This is a genomic window from Oleiagrimonas sp. MCCC 1A03011 (genome assembly GCF_003267965.1).
Classification (GTDB): Bacteria; Pseudomonadota; Gammaproteobacteria; order Xanthomonadales; family Rhodanobacteraceae; genus Oleiagrimonas; species Oleiagrimonas citrea.
This window is the reverse complement of record NZ_MSPY01000002.1, coordinates 98,398-113,297: the sequence shown is the minus strand read 5'-3', so window position 1 is coordinate 113,297 and position 14,900 is coordinate 98,398. Positions and strand designations below refer to the sequence as shown.

General features: G+C 65.3%; 16 protein-coding genes and 1 pseudogene. 4 read left to right on the top strand and 13 right to left on the bottom strand.

Annotated features, from left to right (window positions below):
* Positions 1-6: 6 nt before the first annotated feature.
* From tatB to BTJ49_RS04125, 3 genes and pseudogenes are all read right to left on the bottom strand, one after another.
* Positions 7-261 (bottom strand): annotated as a pseudogene (gene tatB, locus BTJ49_RS15940) (Sec-independent protein translocase protein TatB); the annotation flags it as partial.
* A gap of 18 nt (positions 262-279) precedes the next feature.
* On the bottom strand, positions 280-528 hold the full coding sequence (gene tatA / locus BTJ49_RS16095) for a twin-arginine translocase TatA/TatE family subunit (RefSeq protein ID WP_113064126.1): 249 nt from the start codon (positions 526-528) through the stop codon (positions 280-282).
* A gap of 83 nt (positions 529-611) precedes the next feature.
* On the bottom strand, positions 612-1,307 hold the full coding sequence (locus tag BTJ49_RS04125; protein WP_113064125.1) for a lipid-binding SYLF domain-containing protein: 696 nt from the start codon (positions 1,305-1,307) through the stop codon (positions 612-614).
* A gap of 109 nt (positions 1,308-1,416) precedes the next feature.
* Between BTJ49_RS04125 and hemH the strand changes: the two genes are divergently transcribed.
* The 4 genes from hemH to BTJ49_RS04105 all read left to right on the top strand — a co-directional run bounded on the left by hemH (position 1,417) and on the right by BTJ49_RS04105 (position 5,738).
* Positions 1,417-2,535, top strand: coding sequence for a ferrochelatase (gene hemH, locus BTJ49_RS04120; RefSeq protein WP_113064124.1), 1,119 nt, complete (start codon positions 1,417-1,419; stop codon positions 2,533-2,535).
* A complete protein-coding gene (locus tag BTJ49_RS04115; protein WP_113064123.1) occupies positions 2,532-3,377 on the top strand; it encodes an alpha/beta hydrolase in 846 nt (281 codons plus the stop codon). Before hemH ends, BTJ49_RS04115 begins: the two co-directional genes overlap by 4 nt.
* 203 nt (positions 3,378-3,580) lie before the next feature.
* Positions 3,581-4,375 carry an AraC family transcriptional regulator gene (locus BTJ49_RS04110; protein WP_113064122.1) on the top strand — a complete coding sequence of 265 codons (795 nt, stop codon included), beginning with the start codon at positions 3,581-3,583 and terminating at the stop codon, positions 4,373-4,375.
* 169 nt (positions 4,376-4,544) lie between these two features.
* Positions 4,545-5,738, top strand: a complete 1,194-nt coding sequence (locus BTJ49_RS04105; RefSeq protein WP_146742263.1) for a hypothetical protein — start codon at positions 4,545-4,547, stop codon at positions 5,736-5,738.
* 160 nt (positions 5,739-5,898) lie between these two features.
* Here the strand turns inward: BTJ49_RS04105 and BTJ49_RS04100 are convergent, their stop codons facing one another.
* The 10 genes from BTJ49_RS04100 to BTJ49_RS04055 form a co-directional block, all read right to left on the bottom strand.
* On the bottom strand, positions 5,899-7,647 hold the full coding sequence (locus tag BTJ49_RS04100; protein ID WP_113064120.1) for a Zn-dependent hydrolase: 1,749 nt from the start codon (positions 7,645-7,647) through the stop codon (positions 5,899-5,901).
* Between the two features lie 99 nt (positions 7,648-7,746).
* On the bottom strand, positions 7,747-8,922 hold the full coding sequence (locus BTJ49_RS04095; RefSeq protein WP_113064119.1) for an ABC transporter permease: 1,176 nt from the start codon (positions 8,920-8,922) through the stop codon (positions 7,747-7,749).
* Entirely contained in the window at positions 8,919-9,653 is a 735-nt protein-coding gene (locus tag BTJ49_RS04090; protein WP_113064118.1) for an ATP-binding cassette domain-containing protein, read from the bottom strand. Before BTJ49_RS04090 ends, BTJ49_RS04095 begins: the two co-directional genes overlap by 4 nt.
* The gene (locus BTJ49_RS04085) at positions 9,650-11,215 is read right to left on the bottom strand and encodes an alpha/beta fold hydrolase (protein ID WP_113064117.1); all 1,566 of its coding nucleotides are present in this window, start codon (positions 11,213-11,215) and stop codon (positions 9,650-9,652) included. Before BTJ49_RS04085 ends, BTJ49_RS04090 begins: the two co-directional genes overlap by 4 nt.
* 2 nt (positions 11,216-11,217) lie before the next feature.
* Positions 11,218-11,418: a helix-turn-helix transcriptional regulator gene (locus tag BTJ49_RS04080; protein WP_193568406.1), complete on the bottom strand. Its 201-nt coding sequence runs from the start codon at positions 11,416-11,418 to the stop codon at positions 11,218-11,220.
* The gene (locus BTJ49_RS04075; protein ID WP_113064116.1) at positions 11,415-12,002 is read right to left on the bottom strand and encodes a hypothetical protein; all 588 of its coding nucleotides are present in this window, start codon (positions 12,000-12,002) and stop codon (positions 11,415-11,417) included. The genes BTJ49_RS04080 and BTJ49_RS04075 overlap by 4 nt, the downstream gene beginning before the upstream one ends.
* 200 nt (positions 12,003-12,202) lie before the next feature.
* On the bottom strand, positions 12,203-12,847 hold the full coding sequence (locus BTJ49_RS04070; protein WP_146742262.1) for a hypothetical protein: 645 nt from the start codon (positions 12,845-12,847) through the stop codon (positions 12,203-12,205).
* A gap of 25 nt (positions 12,848-12,872) precedes the next feature.
* The gene (locus tag BTJ49_RS04065; protein WP_113064114.1) at positions 12,873-13,373 is read right to left on the bottom strand and encodes a hypothetical protein; all 501 of its coding nucleotides are present in this window, start codon (positions 13,371-13,373) and stop codon (positions 12,873-12,875) included.
* Positions 13,374-13,411: 38 nt separating this feature from the next.
* Entirely contained in the window at positions 13,412-14,149 is a 738-nt protein-coding gene (locus tag BTJ49_RS04060) for a hypothetical protein (RefSeq protein ID WP_146742261.1), read from the bottom strand.
* Between the two features lie 29 nt (positions 14,150-14,178).
* Positions 14,179-14,892, bottom strand: a complete 714-nt coding sequence (locus tag BTJ49_RS04055) for a hypothetical protein (protein ID WP_146742260.1) — start codon at positions 14,890-14,892, stop codon at positions 14,179-14,181.
* Positions 14,893-14,900 lie beyond the last annotated feature (8 nt).

Below are 14,900 nucleotides of genomic sequence, written 5' to 3'. Positions count from 1 at the left end.
GCGATCGGCGCCTTCGCGCACCGTGTCCTTGGCCTGCTCGCTGGTCCGGCGGATGTGTTCTTGCGCTTCCTTCAGGTTGCGCTTCATCTCCTCGGCCTCGATCTCGCGCTCGACTTCCGCGCGCACGCTCTCCCAGCCGTTGCGCAGGCGGCGCAGCAGCGTGCCGACCGTGCGCGCGGCACCCGGCAGACGCTCGGGACCGAGCACCACCAGGGCCACCACCGCGATCAGCAGCAGTTCGCCGAAACCGATATCGAACATGAGGCGGGACGGAGCCGGTCAGTGACCGGACGTATCCTGCGAGGACTTTTCGCTCTCGCTCTCGCGCTTGGCGTCCGCCGCCGGGGCCGGGGCATCCGCCTTCAGCTTCTCGGAGGCGTCGTCTTCCTTGTCGTCGTCGCTCATGCCTTTCTTGAAGCCACGAATCGCCTTGCCCAGGTCGGAACCGATATTGCCGAGTTTCTTGGTGCCGAACAGCAGCACGATGATCAGCACGATCAGCAGCAGTTGGAAGGGACCTACGCTCACGGGGTTTCCTCAATCAAAACAGCACAGTAAAAGGGCGATCCGCCACGCGGATCGCCCGGTCCGGACCGCCTTCGCGTGCCGGGCTACTTCGCAGTGTACTCCTCCAGGCGGTCGCGGAAATCCACCACCGGATTGGGCACGTTGGTGACGCCGCCCTCGAAGATGCGGCGCGGAGTGATGCCGGGACCGTAGACGGCGGCGTCGGCGTCGTAATCGATACGCAATACCGAACCGTTCAGGGACACGCCGGCGAACAGACCGCGCGAGCGCGAATAGGAGTAGATCTCGGCCTTGAACTGGGCATCGGTCGAGGCATGCGCGTTGCGGCCGACCGGGCCGGCGGCGGCGGCCGCGTCCACGCCCAGCGTGAACTTGCCGTCGACCAGCGAATCGACGCCGCGCTGGGTGCGGAACACCAGCACCACGTCGGTCGCGGACACGCCGGCCTGGAAACCAATGCTGCCGCCGGTCAGGCTGACGAAGACCGGGTTCGACCAGGTGCCGTTGGCCGTGCGCACCGAGACCAGACCGCGGCCGTGCTGGCCGCCGAAGATCAGACCGGCCTTGACCACGTCCGGCACCACCACGATGGCCTTGGCGTTGCGCAGCAGCTCCTGCGGAATGGCCTTGTCCGGCGCCTGCTGGATCTGCGCCAGCACGGTGACGGCCTTGCTGGCGCGCTGAAGCGCTTCGCCGCGATCGTCGGCATGCGCCGCCGCCAACGGAAGGAAGGCGCTGACCGCGACCAGCAGAAAAGCGTGAAAACGCTGCTTGGACATGAAAAGTCTCCGAACGCTGTAGAACTTCAAACGCACCGCCGGCTTCGTCCCGGCAAGCGCGCATGGGCTTGTGGCAGACTGCATCGAATCCCGCGCGAATCCTGGCCCGATGCAAGCATCCACGAACTATACCGGCCTGGCCGGCTATCGCCATGACAGCCTACCGGCGGCAGGTGTACTGCTGGTAAATCTGGGCACGCCCGAAGCGCCGACGGCCAAGGCCGTGCGTCCGTATCTGGCCGAATTCCTCGGCGACCCGCGCGTCATCGAGTACCCGCGCTGGCTGTGGATGCCGATTCTGCACGGCGTGATCCTGCGCGTGCGCCCGCCGCGCTCGGCCGAGGCCTACGCCAAGATCTGGACCGAGCAGGGTTCGCCGCTGCGCGTGTTCAGCGAATCGCTGGCTACCGGCATGCAGGCCGAACTGGGCCGACGCCACCGTGGCCCGATCCGGGTCGCCCTGGCGATGCGCTACGGGCAGCCGAGCGTGGCCGACACCATCGCCCAACTGCAGCGCGAAGGCGTGCGCCGGCTGCTGGTGCTGCCGCTGTACCCGCAGTACTCGGCCACCTCGACCGGATCGGTCCTCGATGCCGTGGCCGACACCCTGAAGACCCTGCGCTGGCCGCCCGAGCTGCGCATCGTCAACGACTACCACGCCGAGGCCGCCGTGATCGACGCGCTCGCCGCCAGCGTGCGCGCGCACTGGGACGCACACGGGCGCGGCGACAAGCTGCTGCTGTCCTTCCACGGCATCCCCGAGCGCTATTTCCACGCTGGCGATCCGTACTTCTGCCAGTGCCAGGCCACCGCGCGCCTGCTGCGCGAGCGACTGGGCATGGGCGAGGACGAACTCGTCGTCAGCTTCCAGTCGCGCGTCGGCCGCGAACGCTGGCTGCACCCCTACACCGACGAAACCGTGCGCCAGCTGGCTACCGATGGCGTGCGCAAGCTGGACGTGCTGTGCCCGGGCTTCGCCGTCGACTGCCTGGAGACACTGGAGGAAGTGGCGATGCAGAACCGCGACTTCTTCGTCGAAGCCGGCGGCGAGACGCTGCGCTACATCCCCGCGCTCAATGACCAGCCGGCCCACATCAGGGCGCTGACCGACCTCGCCCTGCGGCACATGCAGGGCTGGCCGGAAGTCGCCGACGACTACGATCCCGCGAGCGCCACCGAAACACTGGCGGACGCGCACCGCCGCGCATCCGCTCTGCGCGAATCATGATCGAACGTGATCTCGACGCCGCCGGCCTGGCGCTGAAGGCCTGCATCCACGGCCCGGCCGACGCTCCGCCCGTGCTGGCACTGCACGGCTGGCTCGACAACGCCGCCAGCTTCGAACGACTGGCGCCGCACCTGGACACCCATCGCCTGATCGCGCTGGACCTGCCGGGCCACGGCCGTTCCGCACACCTGCCGGCCAGTCCGTTCGTGGCCTACGGCATCGCCGAATACGTCGCCGCCGTGCTCGCCGCGGCCGACGCACTGGCACTGCAGCAGTTCGACCTGCTCGGCCACTCGCTGGGTGCGGGCGTCGCCAGCCTGGTCGCCGCCGCCGCGCCGGACCGCGTGCGCCGGCTCGGCCTGATCGAAGGGCTCGGACCGCTCGCCGACGATCCCGCGCGCAGCCTGCAGCGCTTCCGCGACGCCACCGCGCGGCGACTGCGCCGCGGTACGCGTCGACTCAGCGTCTTCCCCGATGTCGACAGCGCCGTCGCCGCACGTGCCGCCGCCACCGATCTGCCCGCGGAGCAGGCGCAGGGCATCGTCGAGCGCGGCCTGATCCGAGTTGGCGATGGCTACCGCTGGTCCAGCGATCCGCGCCTGACCCTGCCCACGCCGGTGCGCATGGACGAAGCACAGATCCGCCGCCTGCTCGCAGGCATCGCCGCGCCGACGCTCCTGCTGCTTGCGCGCCCGCAGACGCCCTACCTGCCCGACACGATGATGCACGAACGCGCCGCACACGTCGCCGACCTCCGCATCGAATACCTTGCCGGCCACCATCACTTGCATCTTGAACACCCCGAAGCGGTGGCGACCCTGATGCGCGAGCACTTGCGCTGACCCACCATCACCTACCGTCTGAGACAGCACCGCAGATCAGAAATCTTCGCGCAAGCAAACACGCTCTCGTTCACGAGTACGCCTTCACTCAACCGCATTCGCCCAGATCGCCCCCCGGCGAGGACAAGCATCCACTCGTCCATCGCCGCCAGCATTGCGCTACTTTGTAGCTAAATCACAGCCCGGACAGAAAAGGCGATGCCATGCGCATGATGCACAGTGGCCAATATCTGGGGGAAAACCAGCAAAGCCGGAAGGTTGCTGGCATTGTCGTGAGCAAGACGATATACCGACGCGGGGTCTATGAAGGCTGGCATGCCCACAGCAGCACCCATATCACCTACGTGCTGCGAGGCGGCAATCGTGAAGTGCGGAAGACCTCGGAACACGAAGCGCGCCCCGGCAAAGTGCTCTTCTACCGTCAGAACGAACCGCACCGCAACAACAACACGCAGCTGCCCACGTTGAACATCAACGTGGAACTGACCCCGGCATGCCTGCGCAACAACTTCATTTCAGAAGCAGACCTGCACACAGGACTGCAGCAACATCCGAATGCCCGCCTGGTGCTTCTGAAGATGTACAAGGAAACCCTCCTCAACGATGAGCATGTAGACGCATCGCTGCAGATGTTTCTACATACATTGACGACATTCTCGGATCGAAGGTTCTCTCCGGAAACATGGCCGGACTGGATGAAAAAGGTCCACCAATGCATCCACGATCAGTGGCACAGCCGGATTCGACTCGATCAGTTGGCACAGGCGAGCGGCGTGAGTCCGGTCACGATCTCCAAGCACTTTCCGCGCTACCTCGGCTGCACGCTCGGAGAGTACATGCGCAGACTCAAGATCGATCATGCTCTGGCGTGGATGAAGACGAGTGACCGCAACTTGGCGGACATCGCCTATGCATGCGGTTTCGCCGACCAAAGTCATTTCACGCGGACATTCCGCCAGCAGACATCCATGTTGCCGACGCAATTCCGGGCGCTCTAAAGCCAAGTTCAGCCGCCTGGCTTTGTGATTGCCAGGCAAAAACCGTTCTAGCCGCACGTGGCGCCACCGACTACCTTGCAGTCTCTCCGGATAATGATGCTTAGTACCCGAGCATCACCCATTCGGAATCGCTGCCATAGGGACCCGGACCGGAATGCACATCGCACGCATGAAACTCGCAATCGGCCACACTCGATGTCTCGGCCTCTTTCTGGGCCTGGCTCTGGCCGCACCGCCCATGTCGGCATGGGCCTTCCCGCCTCCACCGCCTCCACCGCCCCGTCCAGCTACTAATGCTCCGGTGAAACCTCTGACGCCCGAAGGCGCCAATCCTTCGCCGAAACCTGCGATCCAGGCCATTCTTTCAGCGTTCGATCACTATGAAGTCGTCGCGATGAGCGCCGGTCATGCGGACAAGGACATGGACGATTTCATCTTCAGGCTGATCCGCAATCCGGCGTTCCCTGAAAAGGTCGACGATATCGTCGTCGAATGCGGGAATTCGCTCTATCAACCGCTGCTCGATCGCTACATCGCCGGCGCAGACGTGTCTTTGGACGATGCGAGAAAGGTCTGGCGCAATACGACGCAACCCATGTGCGGTGTCTCGGGTTTCTACGACCAGCTTTTCCCCCTGATTCGCAGGATCAACAGGACGCTCCCGGAACCCAGAAAAATCCGGGTGCTGGCCGGGGATCCGCCGATCGACTGGTCAAAGATACGAAACCACGCCGACCTGATGCGCCAGGACTTCTCGCGTGACGCCAACATTGCAAGAGTCATGGAACGGCAAGTGCTGAGCAAGCATCGCACAGCGCTCATGCTGTTCGGCGTGGATCACCTGTTCCACGACGTGAAGGACTCCGCGGTAGGCAAGTATGAAAGGAAATACCCCGGCAAGACATTCGTTGTCGCCAAGCATGACGGCTTCGGTCTGGGCACGCCCTACGAGAAATACGACCGACCATTCGAAAAGCGCATGGCGTCGTGGCCCAGCCCCTCACTGGTCACGCTCAAAGGCACCTGGCTAGCGGACTTGTTGAGCAAGCTGCCGAGCACGACCTACTCCATGACGACGAAAAAAGGGCCGAATGGTCACGACATCACGACCTATGTGCCGAACGATATCGACAAGGTGACCGCAAAGACCGTCGATGCCTATCTGTATCTGGGACCGGCTCGCCTGGCGCTGAGCGAAGCCATCCCTGCATATATTTTTCTGGATACGAAGTACGTCCACGAACTCCGACGCCGTGCAAGAATCGTCGACAATCCCGTGTACGATCAAAGCCTGCCAAGCCACGTGTTCGATACCGACCACAGTCGATTTCTGCATGCCCCTCCACCTGCGGGCTCCGACTGAGCGGACCTCCCCTAGGCAGGTGTAACGGAGGGAACCCCTGCATGACGCTACTCGTCATACAGGCCTCTCGACCTCGGATCCACTACGAAAGCGGTCTTCGGACTGCGCTCCGCCGATCAGCAGCAAAAGCCTGATCGGCGAAGCATCGGCATCAAGATGTCTAACGCACGGACGATGATGCGCTCACCACACCATCATCCAGTCCCAACACCTTCGCCCCTTGCTCAAAGCGGATGTCGACCGGAATGTCGGCCTGATCCAACCGTTTGAGATCGGACGCCAGCTGCGGGCCGACGACACCCATCGCGTCGCCCATCTTCTTCGCATCGGCGTAGTCGCCGTCGCCCTGCAGGGTCAGGATGCGCGTGGTCAGCGCGGTCATGGCCTGGGTCATCTTGTCGAAGTGCACACGGTAGCGGCCGGTGGCTTCATCGCGGGTGATCGCGCCGTGCTTGAGGAAGTAGTTGAAGCGCAGCATGTTGGCCTGGGCGTGGGCGTCGGTGGCGCCGAAGCGGACCGAGCGCAGCATGCCGGCGAGGAAGGTGACGTAGTTGTCCATCAACTTGGTCTTGTCCAGCTCGCCCATTTCGCCGAGCTTGCGCACCATGTACAGGCCGAGGATGTCGGCCTTGCCTTCCTCGAAGCTGGAGGCGTATTCCTTCAGCGCCTTGCGCACCGTGCCCTTGCCGTCGAGCGTGTTCTTGATGCCCAGGCCGTGCGCCACTTCGTGGAACATGGTGTTCTGGAAGAACGCGTCGAAGGTGACGTGGTCGAGCTGATCCTTGGCGATCAGCGTCGCCGCGATCGGCTTCATGATCTTGTCGAACTTCGCCTGCATGACGTTCTCCAGCTGCAGACGGCGCGTGCCCTTCTTCAGCTGCACCTGTTCGTCGTTGGGCAGGTTGATGGCGATGGTCTTGGCGCCGACATTGGCGTCGCCGGCGTAGTACACCGCGAAGTAGGCGTTGAGATCGGCGTCGGAGCCGGGCTTCTCAGCCTTGTACTTCGCCGGCACCGGCAAGTCGCGCTGCAGCTGCGGCAGGTACTTGGCGAAGCGCTTGAGCCGCTCGCTCCAGGCCTGGTCCTTGATGAGCACGTAGGACTCGTAGGCGGCCTTGTAGCCGAACAGCTGGTCTTCGTAGGTCTCGATCGGGCCGATGACGATGTCGACCGGATTGTTCTTCATGTCCATCCAGGCGAAGTCGCTGGGCTGGTAGTCGTCGGTCTGCAGCGCGTCGGCACGCATCTTCAGATACTTGGCAAAGCCGGGGTCCTCCGCCAGCGTCGAGGCCTGACGCAGCAGATCCGCCGCCTTGTCCAGCTGCGGCTTGTAGGCCACGTGGTAAGGCACCGTGACCAGCTCGCCGGTGTCCTCGCGGTGCAGCACCGGGCGCAGCAGCGTGTACAGGCTGGTCTTGTCCTTGAGCGGCGACTTGTCGAATTCCGCCTTGGTCATGTCGGCCGGATAGAACTGCGCGCCGGGCGGGCGCGGACCGACGCCGGCGACGAAGGGATGATCGGCGTTGAGCCGGTCCCACGGGCCGTAGTTGATGTCGAACAGCTCGCGCGTGGCGTCGTCGTGGATGCGCGCGCGCAGGGCGTCGGCGTTGGCCACGGACTGCTTCCAGTAGATCGGATTCATTTGATCGGCCGCCTGGATCAGCAGACCGACCATCTTCTTCTGCTTCGCATCGAGGTGCGAAAGATCCGCGGTCAGCTTCACCGTGGCGTAGTCGCCGAGATGACGACTGGCGTAACGGGCGCTGCTGGAGGCCGCGGCCGGCGCGACCGTGCTGGCCGCCGGCTTCGCGGCCGCCTGGTCCGGCGTCGCCGCGGGCTTGTCGTGACAGGCCGTCAGCAGCACCGCCGAAGCGAGCAGCAGGCCAAGTGCAGGAATGGACGTACGCATGGAACTCTCCCCCGAACATGGAGAGTCCAGTCTATCGGGATGCCGCGGTCGATACAGCCGTGCCCCGCCGCGCCGTAACGCGACGGGGCACGGACTCGCTCAAGCCGAGATCGCCAGGCGCTCGGAGGCGTAGACCCGCACCGTGGCCAGCACCGCCACCAGCGCGGTCAGGAAGCCGCTGACCAGCACCAGCCCGACCTGCACACCCGTGACCGAACCACCGCGCAGCAGCTCGGTGATGCCCAGCTGCTGACCCAGCAGCGGCACGGCGTACATCCAGTCGGCCGACTTCACCGGCATGAAGCTGAGGATCATCGACGGCAGCATCGGCAGCAGCATCAGGATCGACAGATAGGTCTGCGCCTCGCGATAGCTCTTGGCGAAGGCCGACACCAGCGTCTGCAGCGAAGCGAACAGTCCCGCCAACGGCAGCATCAACAGCAACACCGTGCCGGCGAAGGCCGGCCCCAGATCGATGGCCATGCCCAGCTTGTCGGTCGGCAGAATGTAGCCGGCCAGATGGAACGCGACCAGACTCAGTACCAGACTGGCGGTGGCGAACGCGGCGGTCGCACCGAGCTTGCCCAGCAGGATGCGCCAGCGCGCCACCGGATTGACGAACAGCGGCTCCAGCGACTTGCGCTCGCGTTCGCCTGCGGTCAGATCGATGGCCAGGTACATGCCGCCGATGAACACGCCGACCACGAAGAAGTACGGCATGAAGGCGAACAGCTGCCCGGCGCGCGACTGCGGCGTGGACTGGTCGCGCGTAGCCACCACCACCGGCGTCGCCACCGCGGGCGACAGACCGCGCGCCAGCAGGCGGATCGCACCCTGGGTGCGCGAATACCGTTCCAGCATGGTTCTTACCCGCTTGACCGGAGTGTTCGCGTCACGGCGCGAGGCGTCGTAGATCACCTCGACCTGCGCCGGATCGCCCTTGTTCCAGGCCTTCGTATAGCTGGCCGGAATACGCAGCACAACATCGGCCAACTGCTGCTTCACCGCGGCCTCGGGGTGCTCGATGGCCGGCTCGACCACCAGGCCGTACTGCTCCAGCGCGTGGACCAGATTGGGCGCGCGCTGAGCGCCGATCACCGGCACCTTGAGCGGCGTCTCGGCCTTGTCCAGTTGTTTCTGGATGATGACGTTCATCAGCATCACGAACAGGAACGGTCCCAGCAGCGGGCCCATGACGAGCGCGCTGGTGATGGTGCGGCGGTCGCGCAGGTTCTCGCGGACCTCTTTCAGGAATACGGTCAGGGTGGCGTTCATGCGGCCAGGCCCTCCTCGGTACCGATGATCTTCACGAAGGCGTCCTCGAGATTGGATTCGCCGGTCTGTTCGCGCAGTTGGTCCGGCGACGCGTCAGCGGCGACACGGCCGTGCGCGATCACCACGATGCGATCGCACAGCGCCGCCACCTCCTGCATGATGTGGCTGGAGAACAGCACGCACTTGCCTTCGTCGCGCAGCTTGCGCATGAAGGCGCGCATGGCGCGGGTGGCCATCACGTCGAGGCCGTTGGTCGGCTCGTCCAGGATCACGTGGTCCGGGCCGTGCACCAGCGCGCGGGCAATGGCAGTCTTGACCCGTTGTCCCTGCGAGAAGCCCTCGGTGCGACGGGCGGCGAAATCGCCCATGCCCAGCGCCTCGATCAGCGCCTCGCGCTGCTGCGCGATCGCGGCTTCGTCCATGCCCTGCAGACGGCCGAAGTAGTCGATGTTCTCGCGCGCCGTCAGTCGCTTGTACAGACCGTGCGCATCGGGCAACACGCCCAACCGCTTGCGCACCGCCACCGGGTCGACGGCCGGGTCGACGCCGTCGACCAGCACCTGGCCGCGGTCGGGCGACATCAGCGTGTAGAGCATGCGCAGCGTGGTGGTCTTGCCGGCGCCGTTGGGGCCGAGCAGGCCGGTGATCTCGCCGTCGCGCGCGCTGAAGCTGACGCCATCGACGGCCTTGACCTCACCGAAGGTCTTGTGGAGATCCTTGACCTCGATCATGGCGTGGCTCCGTTGAAATTGACGTAGGGGGGCGTGGGGCCGAGACGATCCAGACACTTCGCGTCCAGCGTTTTCGGATCGGGCTGGTCGATGAAGCGTCGGATCACCTTGGGCATGCAACCGCGCATGAATTCCGAGTGGCCCTGCCCCTTGAGCACCAGCTGCCGAGCGTTGTCGAGGTCGGCCACGATCTGCTTGCCCCATGCGGGCGGCGTCACCGGATCCAGTTGTCCCGACAACACCAGTGTCGGGATCTTTCCGCGCAGCGGCTGATGGAAATCGGCCGGGCGCGTGCCGTGCGGCCAGATCGCGCAGTTGGCCTTGAGTTCGCGTACGAACCCATCGCCCAGCAACGTGTCCTTGTCCTGCGGACGCGGGTGGATCAGGTCGGCGTCCTCCGCACAGGTCACGCTCAAACCCATGCCGGAATTGATGTCGCTGCCGAGATCGCCACTGACCAGCCGCTCCTGTCCCATCAGCGGACCCGGATCGCCGTGCGCCGCCGCATCGATGCTGAGCGGCAGCAGCGCGATGGTTTCCGGCGAATAGGCGAACAGGCGCACCACGGTCGCCAGCGACTTCTGATTGAACATGCGCTGGCTGGGCTTGTACGTGCGCGGATCGCGTACCGTGACCATGTGCGGATGGGCGCGCACGTCGGCCACCAGTTTCTGCAGCGTCCGGTACGGGTCGCCGTAACGCTTCTTGCACGCCGCATTCGCAGTGCACAGCGCGAAGTCCTTGCGCAGCGCGTCCTGCAGATGCTGGGCGATCAACTGACCCAGTGCGACCGTGTTCGGCACCGCCGAGTCCAGCACCATGCTGCGCACCGCGTCGGGGTGGCGCATGGCGTATTGCTGCGCCATGCGCGTGCCGTAGGACACGCCCAGCAGGTCGAACTTCGGCGCGCCCAGCGCCTGCCGTACCGCTTCCAGGTCGGCCACCGCATCGGTCGTGGTGTAGTAGCGCGGATCGGCCTTCTTCTCGACTTCGGCCAGGCACTTTTTCAGGTACGCGGCACGCGCGTCCGGGTCCTGGCTGTAGTCGATGTTCGGGTCGGCGTCCTTCTCGGTCTGCGCGCAGGTCAACGGGTTGGAATCGCCGGTGCCGCGCTGGTCCAGCAGCAGGATGTCGTGGTGCTTGTGCAGTTCCTCGAAGCCCTTGGCCGCCATCACGTATTCACGCGTGGCCGCCTGGCCCGGACCGCCGGCGAGGAACACCACCATGTCCGGATCAGGCACAGTCGCCGCGCTGCGCACGATGGCGAGCTTCAGGCCGATCTTGCGGCTGTGCGGGTCGGCACGGTTCTCCGGCACCCGGAACGGCGAGCACCAGGCCGCCGCGCGCCGGCCGGAACCCGGCCGCGTCAGTTCGCAGGGCTTGAAGGTCAGCCGGCCGCGCTTCCACACCTGCGGCTTGACCTCGACGTGCACGGGCTTGGCCGGCGCCTGTGTCGACGCCGCACCGGCGGGCGCCGACGCGTCGTGCTTGAACACCTGCCTGCCGCCGAAAATCGCCACCGCGATGCCCACGGCGATCGCGATGCGTACTCCTGGTTTCATCTTCACGCTTGATCCCCCGGATCAAAAATGGATTCGATCGACGACCCGAATACCCGCGCGATGCGGAAGGCCAACGGCAGGCTCGGGTCGTACTTGCCGGTCTCGATGGCGTTGACCGTCTGCCGCGAGACATCGAGGCGCTCGGCCAGATCGGCCTGCGACCAGCCGTGTTCGGCGCGCAATGCGCGCAGGTGATTGTTCATGGTTCGCCACCGTCGTAGCGGCGACGGATCCACCACACCGCCACGCCGTACACCGCGAACATGGCCGGCAGCACCAGCACCAGCGCGTTCTTCAGCAGCACCACGCCGGCGGCGGCCATGAAGCCGAGTGCCAGACTCACCAGACCGACGCTGAGACTGGCGATGGAAATGGCTTCCAGCTGGATACGACGTTCGAGTTCATCGCTGGCCAGCACCAGCCGCACCATGGCGCGCACCACGAAGGCCACCGGCAATACCGGCAGCAGCGCGATCAGAACCCGCAGGCCATTCGCATGCACATGCTGCAGCAGCGGCCACACCGAGAACAGGATCACCACATAGGCCACGATGGCCGGGAAGAATTCGCGTGCGTAGCGCCGCTGCGGCGCGCGTAGCGGCTCGTCGCGGGTGAACAGCGAGAACAGCAGCCACAAGCCGCCCAGCACCAAACCCAGAATACCCAGCCGCACCAGCGCCGCCGCGGGGAACAGCATGCCCAGCCATATCATCGTCAGCCCCAGCGCCAGGGCCGCAAGGCCCGCCCAGCGCAGGAATCTTCGCTTGCTGATGGATCGATCGCCCATGTTCCGCTCCGCCGGTTGCCGACTCCGGCATCCAGCGCCGGGCGAACAGACCCGGGCACGTGCGTCGGACGACATGTAAAGTATGCTTGACACAGAGGATGCGCCATCCGCTCGGCGCATGTCAAGGGTCCTTTACTTGGTCAACCAGTCCGAAACGATGCGCGCCGCACGCCCGTCCCGTCGCCTGGAGCGATGTCGCACTAGGGCTGCCGCGACGCCCCGTCGGCTCCGGACGCGTTGCGACCAGCTGGCTTGGGCAGCTCGAACCACTGCGCGGGAAGCGTGCTGTCCCGCACCGCCACGGCGTGCATGACATAGGTCAGACCGGCCACATCGCGACCCTCGAAGGCGAGCACGACGCCGGTCTTGGCATCCAGCCAGAACGTACCCTGATCGGTGCCCTGTGGCCCTTGTCGGCCGGCTTCGCGGTAGCGCCAGCCCAGTACCCGACGCCCGGCAATTTCGCGTTCGCCCTGCTTGTGGCAGACGAAGCCGAGGTGGAAACACGGCGCGTGCAGGGGAAAACGGACCCGCGCGCCCAGATGCAGCCAGTTCGCCGGCAGCGTCCGCCCGGAAGGCAGACGCAGGACCGAATGATCGCCATCGCGGTAGATCCGGCCGCGCAGGCGCGACGACAGTCTGAAATCCACACGCACCCGGTTGCTGTCGCCGGATACGTAGACGGTCTCGACCAGCGTTCCACCCTTTCGCGACGACTCCATCCCCGAGGGAATGCCCGTGCCGGTCAGCACCGCATCGACCCGCAGGTCGGTGGCCTGCGCCGCGGACGCCCCGATGCACGACAACATCATCGCGCAGACCACCCTGAATATCTCTCTGTTCATGACGCCCCTCGGCAATTGCGATGCATCAGCGGATGCGCCGAAGCACGTAGAGCCATCCGTCGCTCAGGTAGACGAGCCTTCGCGCGCCGCCCACATCGACGAATTCGAAGTTGTAATACGGCGTCGGGTCGCGATCGGCGGGACTCCGCACCTGCAGCGTCACGGTCTGTTCGCGCGCGCCTGCGAAGCCGTAGAAGTCGCTCTGCCGCGAATGCGCTGGAGGGACGTCGCCCTCCGCTCGTGCGGCTCGGCAAGCAACACGGTAGATCGGCCGCGCAATCGTGGCGTTCCCGCGTACCGCAGCATGCGCGCGGGACAGCGAAATCATCTGCTGCCCCAGGTGCTGCATGGCTTGCTTCCGTCGGGTCAAGCCGCCGCCGTACTTGTGCACGGCGATCACGCGGTAGTCGCCGAGATACCTCGCCAGAAGCCGGGCTCCGGAGCACGGTGCGCCGACAGCATGCGCCGCTGGCGTCGAACCCTTCGCCGCGAACGCCACCAGCAGGATGCCGATGCACAGACCCATTCGCGCTCCGACCCATCCAGACATCGCAGCACGCCCCCCTACTGCACGAAATCCGCGAGGGGAATCGGAGCCGCCGGAATGCTCGGAACCGTCGTTCTCCGCGGCAAGGCATCACCGCCCCAGGCGATGAATGCACGCACCGGTATGCGAACGCGCGCAGCCAGCGCGCAGACCTCCCGCGTCCGCGTGCAGTCGGCGTTGAAGCCGAGAAGGTCGGCCTGCAGCCAGCGCGCGAACAGCGGAAAGGCCGCCTCCAGTTTCGCGCGATTCGGTGCGAAAACGAGTACATGCGGACGAGCGCCCGCTCTGCGGATACGTTCGCGATAAACCTTCATCGAGCGGATCGCGGGTGTCACCCCATCATCCAGCCGCACCACATTGCTGACAATCACCGCCAGCATCATCCGCCCGTCCGAATCGTAGACTGCGACAGACTGCTGATTGCCCTCGCCGAACTTGAAGCCCCAGGTCACGAAGCGCCCGTCGTGCGTTGCGAGTCCAGACGTCCCGGCTTCGAATCCATCGAGGACACGATCGGCGATCGCCACATCCGCATTCTCGGCATCCGGCGCGATCGCGCCCAGATTCGTACCACCAATCCATGCCCGAAGCACGCGCGCGTCCGGCACGCGCTCCTGTGCCGTGCTCGCCTGGCTCGACGCCAGGGCACCACCGCACGCCCACAGCGCCAGCATGCAGGCCCCGACAAAACCCGCGAGCTGCCGCAAAGCACTCCTGCGTCGACGCCCCACCGCATCGAAGATCGGCATCCACATGGATTCCCGCTCCGAAACCACAGCCACGTTCAGTGCAGGTAACCCAGCGCATGCAGTCGCTTCAGCACGCTCGACTTGTCCTGGTACGGATAGGTAACCGACTTGCCCTCGCGAGTGCCGTCGAAGCCGCCCAGGTTGTCGATCTTCTGTTCCAGATCGGCATACTCCTTCCAGCCCGACGCCGTGCCGGCATCCGGCAGGCCGAAAGCCTGCGTCTGATAGATCGCGCCTTCGGTACCAATGGCGGACAGTTCCGAATGCCACTTCAGAACCAGGAACAGGGTCGGCCCCAGCCCCTTATCCAGCTTCGCGCTGAACAGGACCGCAATCACGGGCGGCTCGCCGCCCTCGCTGTCGAAGTCCTGGCGGCGGGTACGCGCCTGGCCCTGCGCGTCGGTGTAGTGCAGGCACCCGACCAGGGTCGGCCCGTCACCGCTGTCGTCCTGCGGTCGCACGTAGAAAAACTGCAGCCCCGAGCCGGGCTGCGGGAAGTCCACATGCTGCACGGTGGATGCAGCGAACACGTTCGGCATGCCCTGCACCTGCGCGCGCTGGAATTCGATCGCCGGACTCCACGCACGCACGCGCCCGAGCTCGGTCACGGCATGACGGTCGAGGCTACAGAGCTTGTCGGACACCGGCTGTGCCTGCGCACAGCCACTGCACGCGATCGCCAGCAGCACGAACGACAAGCCCCATCGAAAACGGCGGAGAATGGAGGCGCGGCGCATATTTCGTTTCATGGATACGG

What these genes read in the sequence shown, in the direction of transcription:
- BTJ49_RS04125 (WP_113064125.1), bottom strand. Translation starts at nt 1,307, where the DNA reads ATGTCCAAGCAGCGTTTTCACGCTTTTCTGCTGGTCGCGGTCAGCGCC.
- hemH (WP_113064124.1), top strand. Translation starts at nt 1,417, where the DNA reads ATGCAAGCATCCACGAACTATACCGGCCTGGCCGGCTATCGCCATGAC.
- BTJ49_RS04115 (WP_113064123.1), top strand. Translation starts at nt 2,532, where the DNA reads ATGATCGAACGTGATCTCGACGCCGCCGGCCTGGCGCTGAAGGCCTGC.
- BTJ49_RS04110 (WP_113064122.1), top strand. Translation starts at nt 3,581, where the DNA reads ATGCGCATGATGCACAGTGGCCAATATCTGGGGGAAAACCAGCAAAGC.
- BTJ49_RS04105 (WP_146742263.1), top strand. Translation starts at nt 4,545, where the DNA reads ATGAAACTCGCAATCGGCCACACTCGATGTCTCGGCCTCTTTCTGGGC.
- BTJ49_RS04100 (WP_113064120.1), bottom strand. Translation starts at nt 7,647, where the DNA reads ATGCGTACGTCCATTCCTGCACTTGGCCTGCTGCTCGCTTCGGCGGTG.
- BTJ49_RS04095 (WP_113064119.1), bottom strand. Translation starts at nt 8,922, where the DNA reads ATGAACGCCACCCTGACCGTATTCCTGAAAGAGGTCCGCGAGAACCTG.
- BTJ49_RS04090 (WP_113064118.1), bottom strand. Translation starts at nt 9,653, where the DNA reads ATGATCGAGGTCAAGGATCTCCACAAGACCTTCGGTGAGGTCAAGGCC.
- BTJ49_RS04085 (WP_113064117.1), bottom strand. Translation starts at nt 11,215, where the DNA reads ATGAAACCAGGAGTACGCATCGCGATCGCCGTGGGCATCGCGGTGGCG.
- BTJ49_RS04080 (WP_193568406.1), bottom strand. Translation starts at nt 11,418, where the DNA reads ATGAACAATCACCTGCGCGCATTGCGCGCCGAACACGGCTGGTCGCAG.
- BTJ49_RS04075 (WP_113064116.1), bottom strand. Translation starts at nt 12,002, where the DNA reads ATGGGCGATCGATCCATCAGCAAGCGAAGATTCCTGCGCTGGGCGGGC.
- BTJ49_RS04070 (WP_146742262.1), bottom strand. Translation starts at nt 12,847, where the DNA reads ATGAACAGAGAGATATTCAGGGTGGTCTGCGCGATGATGTTGTCGTGC.
- BTJ49_RS04065 (WP_113064114.1), bottom strand. Translation starts at nt 13,373, where the DNA reads ATGGGTCTGTGCATCGGCATCCTGCTGGTGGCGTTCGCGGCGAAGGGT.
- BTJ49_RS04060 (WP_146742261.1), bottom strand. Translation starts at nt 14,149, where the DNA reads ATGTGGATGCCGATCTTCGATGCGGTGGGGCGTCGACGCAGGAGTGCT.
- BTJ49_RS04055 (WP_146742260.1), bottom strand. Translation starts at nt 14,892, where the DNA reads ATGAAACGAAATATGCGCCGCGCCTCCATTCTCCGCCGTTTTCGATGG.